The following is a 4490-nucleotide window of genomic DNA, read 5'->3' as shown; positions in this document are numbered from 1 at the left end:
ACCCCCCAGGTCATCCCTTCGACAGGGGGCAACAGTCATACCGGGCCCGGAGGCCAGCGGCCCTCTTGCAGGACCGCGAAAAAGATAACGGGGGGGGACGGGCCGGGGACGAGGCGGACGTCACAGAAGCGTGTGCTGTCCGGTCGTAGGAGTGAGCAGTCACGTCCGCCCGGAAGGGACGGCGGCGGCCGCCGCCCGCCGATGTCGGTCCATCGGCCCGGCGCACCGGCGGCATACCCTCATTTCGTCGCATTCCGGGCAAAACCATGGAGGTGCAGCACAGTGTCGGACAAGGAGACACAGGGCGGCAGCAACGAGCAGCCGCGGTCGGAGGTCTGGAAGACGGCGGTGACGATGCTGCTGGAGGCCAAGCCGCCCTTCATCCCCGAGGACGCCTCGGGGATGACCATCACCGTCGAGTGGCCCCCCGGCGACCCCGGGACCCCGCCGCACCGCCACTCGGGGCCGGCCTTCGGCTACGTGATCGAGGGCGCCGTCCGCTTCGAACTCGAAGGCGAGCCCGAGCGGATCGTCGAGGCCGGCGAGACGTTCTGGGAGCCGGGCGGCGACGTGATCCACTACCAGGACGGCAACGCCCTGCCGGACGCGCGGACCCGGTTCGTCGTGACCATGCTCTGCGCGCCGGGCCAGCCGATGCTCACCCTGGTCGAGGACGAGGAACTGGCCCGGCGCGCCCACCTGCGCGCCCCGCGCCCACCGCGGACCGGCGCGTGACCCTGCCCGCGCAGGACGGCGGAACGCGGCAGGACTGCGGGACGCGCTGCGGCCCGCTGCGGGCGGACGCGGTGCGCAACCGCCGCCGGATCCGTACGGCCGCCGGCGACCTGCTCGCCGACCAGGGCGCGACCGTCTCTCTGGACCGGATAGCCCGCCTGGCCGGGGTCAGCAACGCGACGCTCTACCGCCACTACGGGAGCCGCGAGGAACTGGTGGCCGACGTCGCCGAGGGGATCGCGGGCGTGGCCGCCGCCGCCGAGGCCCGGCTGGCCACGAGCGACCCCCTGGTCGCGCTGCGCGGCTTCCTGGAGTCCCTGGCGCCCGCGCGTCCGGCCGCGCTGTACTGCCTGCCCGAGACCCCCGGCGACGATCCGGCGGCGGCAGCCGGACCCCGGGCCCGGGTGGTCGCCGCGACCAGGCGTCTGCTGACCCGCGCGCAGCGGGCGGGCCGGGTACGGGACGACGTGACCGCCGAGGACGTCCTCGCCGTCGTGTCGCAACTCGCCCGCCCCCTCCCGGGAACCTCCTGGCGGGCCACCGAGGAGAGGTGCCCGCGCCTCGTCCGCGGTTACGTGGACGGACTGGTCGTACCCGCCCCCCGGGGACCGCGCGAGCCCTACCACCTGCCCCGCGGATGAACCGGCCGCGGAGGGCGCCCCCGCGCCCTCCGCGCGCCTCCCCGACGCCGGGTCAGTGCCGTGGCTGCGGCGGGACGGTGTGTTCCCGTACGAAGGCCGTCACCACGTCGGTGAAGCGCTCGGGGCGTTCGACGTGGGCGAGGTGGCCCGTCTCCTCGAGGACGGTGAGCCGCGCACCGGGGATCCCCTCGTGGATCATCCGTGCCCAGCGAGGTCCGCAGATGAAGTCGTCTGCACCGACCAGCACCAGCGTGGGCGTGGCGATCCCGGAGAGCCGCTCGCGGACGTCGAAGGGCGGGCCCTCGCCGAGCGACGGTTCGGCGAACATGCGCAGGGAGCCGCGCGCCGGGCCGAACTCCGCCTCGCGCCCCCAGTAGTCGGCGACGTAGGCCGGCATGATCCTGCGGAGGCACGCGGTGGCGCCCTCGTCGTCGAGCCGGCCGAGCGGGGTGGTCAGCGTCTCGGCGTAGCCGGACACTTCGGGGTGCTCCGCGGCGTGACGGCGCGCGAAGCGCTCCATGTTGGCCACGGCGGACGCCCAGAACTCCTCGCCGGTCACCGGGGACGTGTCGTACAGGACCAGTGAGCCGAGGCGCTCCGGATGGTCCAGCGCGTACTGCTGGGCGACGAAACCACCGTGCGAATGGCCGAGCAGCGTCACCGCGGGCCGGGCCAGGTGCTCGACCACACCGTTCAGGAAGTGCGTGTACGTCGCCAAGGTGTAGTCGCGAGGATCGGGCAGGCGCCCGGAGCTGCCGGTGCCGACCGGTTCGACGTACACCATCGTGAACACGCGCTCCAGGAGCGGCATGCGCAGGTACTCCCAGCCGATGCCGGGCCCGCCCGAGTGGGCGACGCACACCGGGCCGCCGGACCCGGCGACGTGGTACCGCTGCGCGACGGCGGTGCCGCGGTGGTCGACGGTGATCGTGTGCGTACCCGGGGCGAGAGGCCCGGCGCCGTCGGCGGCGCGGGGGAGGACGGCGGGCACGGCGGATGCGTTCACACTCTCCACATGCTGTGTCACGGTGTTTCCGTGGGAGGGAGGCCGGGCAGACCGCGGAGGGCGTCGTGGACGGCGTCCAGCCGGGCGTCCACCGCGGATATCTCCTCGCGCAGCCGGCGGACGTACGCGTCCAGTGAAGCGGCCTCGGCGGTCAGTGACGTGACGATCGCCCGCACGTCGGGGGCGTCATCGGTGTTCGGGAGCATCGTTGCCCTTCCAGGCGGATCGGCCGGTCGAGAACGGAGCGGCCGGAGACGGGAGCAGGGGAACCCCGTACTCCGGCCGCCCACCCGGCGCGGAGCGCCGGTCGAGCACAGTCTCGACAGGCCGGCCGCCCGGAACGTGACAACGACCCGCGGCCGGGGGCCTCGCGGCCCCCGGCCGTCACACCGCGGCCCGGTACAGCCCGCGTCCGGCCCGCTGGACCCTGGAGGCGCCCACCAGCCGGTCGAGCGTGCTGCGCACCGCGTTGATGCTCCCGGAGCTCTCGTCCCGGCCGAGGGCGGCCGCGACGTCACGGGCCCGTACCTCCGACCCGCCCGTGGTGGCCAGGTACTCGAGGATCTGCTCGGTGAGCCTGCCGTAGCCGCCCGGCAGGGTAGCGGCGGCCCCCTCCGCCGGGCCGTCCCCGGCGCTCTCCTCGTCGGGGTCCCCGGTCTTTTCGGGCGCCACGTCCTCGACGAGGGGAGACGGCGGTTCCGCGTCCCGGCCGCCGGGGGCCGGGACGGAGGCACCGTTGACCGACAGGTGGCTGAGGGCGCCGAGAGCCCTGCGCACCGATCCCAGATGGGCGACGACCGCCGCCAACTCCCGTTCGAGTGCCTGCTTCTGCAACTCCAGGCGCTGCAGTTCTCCCTGCAGGGCTCCGGCCGTGACCTGGAGATCCTCGGTCGTGCGCGCTGCTGAGACCATGTGTCCTCTCATTCCCGCCCCTTGGGGGCCGACGTCCGCGCACACAGATTAGTACGGCGAACACACGCGGTGACCACGCTGTGCACCGACAACGACGGTGCCCGGTCCTACGACTCGTCCACGGTGACCTCGCCGACGTCCTCGGCGTCGGCCGCCGCGAGCAGCGCCCGGGTCAGGTCGGGGAACCGTTCGTCCAGCTCGTCGCGACGCAGCGTGACGTAGCAACGCGTCCCCTCCTGGCGGGTCCGGGTGATGCCGGCCTCGCGCAGGATCTTCAGGTGGTGGCTCAACGTGGACTTGGCGACCGGTGCCCGCAACTGGCCCCACCCGCGCTCCCTGCCGTCGGCGAGGACGCGCACGATGCCGATCCGCGTCGGATCGCTGAGCGCGGCGAGGACGCGGGGCAGGCTCATCTCGCCCGCCTCGTGGGAATGCTGGTCCGCCATACGGTCACGATAACCCGAACGTTCGAAGAATGTGGAACCCCGGACCGCCGGGAGGCCCGTATCACACCGGTCGCCGTCCCGCCCCCGCCCGGGCGCCCGTCAGGGCCGGCGCGCCCGGTACAGCCCGCGGCCCGCCCGGTCGACACGCGAGGCGCCCACGAGGCGGTCCAGTGTGCTGCGGACGGCGTTGATGCTGCCGCTGTCGCCGTCACGGCCGAGGGCCGCGGCGACGTCACGGGCGCGTACCTCGGCGTCGCCGGCCCGCTCGAAGAACTCCACGATCTGCTCGGTGAGCCTCCCGTACGTCCGGTCGGCGCCGGTGAGGGCCGCGGGGTCCGCGGGCGCGGGGGCGGGTTCGGGCGCGTGCGACGAGGGGTGGATGACCGCCTGGAGCGCGCCGAGCGCCCGCTGCACCGAACCCAGGTGTGCGACGACCGCGGCGAGCTCCCGTTCCAGGGCCTGCCGCTGTGCCTCGAGGCGGATCAGGTCGTCCTGGAGGCTCTCCGCGGTGTGTTCGACGCTCCGCGCCTTCCGGGTCACCGACGCCATGCGATCCCCCTCGACTCCGCGCGTTCCGTGTTCACACGGACCGGCACCGTTCACATCCCAATTTACGCGCGGAGGGACGGGATGTCCGCACTTTTCGAGGGCGGCGGGGGGTCAGTCGGTGGTGAGGATGTGGCCGTCGCGGAGTTCGAGGACGCGGTCGGCGAGGGCGAGGAGCTGGGGGTCGTGGGTGGCGACGAGGGC

7 protein-coding genes and 1 pseudogene are annotated in these 4490 nt (G+C 73.8%); 2 read left to right on the top strand and 6 right to left on the bottom strand.

Annotation, left to right across the window (positions count from 1 at the left end; all coding sequences use genetic code 11):
- Positions 1 to 354 precede the first annotated feature (354 nt).
- Both ACZ7MY_RS42995 and ACZ7MY_RS42990 read left to right on the top strand, forming a co-directional pair.
- Positions 355 to 735: a cupin domain-containing protein gene (locus ACZ7MY_RS42995; protein WP_499611842.1), complete on the top strand. Its 381-nt coding sequence runs from the start codon at positions 355 to 357 to the stop codon at positions 733 to 735.
- Positions 732 to 1376 carry a TetR/AcrR family transcriptional regulator gene (locus tag ACZ7MY_RS42990; protein ID WP_499611839.1) on the top strand — a complete coding sequence of 215 codons (645 nt, stop codon included), beginning with the start codon at positions 732 to 734 and terminating at the stop codon, positions 1374 to 1376. Before ACZ7MY_RS42995 ends, ACZ7MY_RS42990 begins: the two co-directional genes overlap by 4 nt.
- Positions 1377 to 1428: 52 nt before the next feature.
- On the opposite strand, the gene ACZ7MY_RS42985 is transcribed toward ACZ7MY_RS42990, so the two are convergent.
- From ACZ7MY_RS42985 to ACZ7MY_RS42960, 6 genes and pseudogenes are all read right to left on the bottom strand, one after another.
- Positions 1429 to 2382 (bottom strand): alpha/beta fold hydrolase, encoded by a 954-nt coding sequence (locus ACZ7MY_RS42985; protein ID WP_499611836.1) that lies wholly within the window; start codon positions 2380 to 2382, stop codon positions 1429 to 1431.
- Between the two features lie 17 nt (positions 2383 to 2399).
- Positions 2400 to 2588: a hypothetical protein gene (locus tag ACZ7MY_RS42980; RefSeq protein WP_499611833.1), complete on the bottom strand. Its 189-nt coding sequence runs from the start codon at positions 2586 to 2588 to the stop codon at positions 2400 to 2402.
- A 178-nt stretch (positions 2589 to 2766) separates the two neighbouring features.
- Positions 2767 to 3294, bottom strand: coding sequence for a prefoldin domain-containing protein (locus tag ACZ7MY_RS42975; RefSeq protein ID WP_499611830.1), 528 nt, complete (start codon positions 3292 to 3294; stop codon positions 2767 to 2769).
- Positions 3295 to 3401: 107 nt separating this feature from the next.
- The gene (locus tag ACZ7MY_RS42970) at positions 3402 to 3740 is read right to left on the bottom strand and encodes an ArsR/SmtB family transcription factor (RefSeq protein ID WP_499611827.1); all 339 of its coding nucleotides are present in this window, start codon (positions 3738 to 3740) and stop codon (positions 3402 to 3404) included.
- 99 nt (positions 3741 to 3839) lie between these two features.
- Positions 3840 to 4289 (bottom strand): hypothetical protein, encoded by a 450-nt coding sequence (locus ACZ7MY_RS42965; protein WP_499611824.1) that lies wholly within the window; start codon positions 4287 to 4289, stop codon positions 3840 to 3842.
- A gap of 111 nt (positions 4290 to 4400) precedes the next feature.
- A pseudogene (locus tag ACZ7MY_RS42960) lies at positions 4401 to 4490 on the bottom strand (ABC transporter ATP-binding protein); the annotation flags it as partial.

The sequence above is a fragment of the Streptomyces sp. NPDC111520 genome, assembly GCF_055635295.1.
Note: the sequence above shows the minus strand (reverse complement) of the source record. Positions and strands in the feature narration are given on the sequence as shown.

Excerpts from the sequence above, each read along its gene's own strand:
- ACZ7MY_RS42965 (WP_499611824.1), bottom strand. The coding sequence starts at position 4,289 with ATGGCGTCGGTGACCCGGAAGGCGCGGAGCGTCGAACACACCGCGGAG.
- ACZ7MY_RS42980 (WP_499611833.1), bottom strand. The coding sequence starts at position 2,588 with ATGCTCCCGAACACCGATGACGCCCCCGACGTGCGGGCGATCGTCACG.
- ACZ7MY_RS42995 (WP_499611842.1), top strand. The coding sequence starts at position 355 with ATGCTGCTGGAGGCCAAGCCGCCCTTCATCCCCGAGGACGCCTCGGGG.
- ACZ7MY_RS42975 (WP_499611830.1), bottom strand. The coding sequence starts at position 3,294 with ATGGTCTCAGCAGCGCGCACGACCGAGGATCTCCAGGTCACGGCCGGA.
- ACZ7MY_RS42970 (WP_499611827.1), bottom strand. The coding sequence starts at position 3,740 with ATGGCGGACCAGCATTCCCACGAGGCGGGCGAGATGAGCCTGCCCCGC.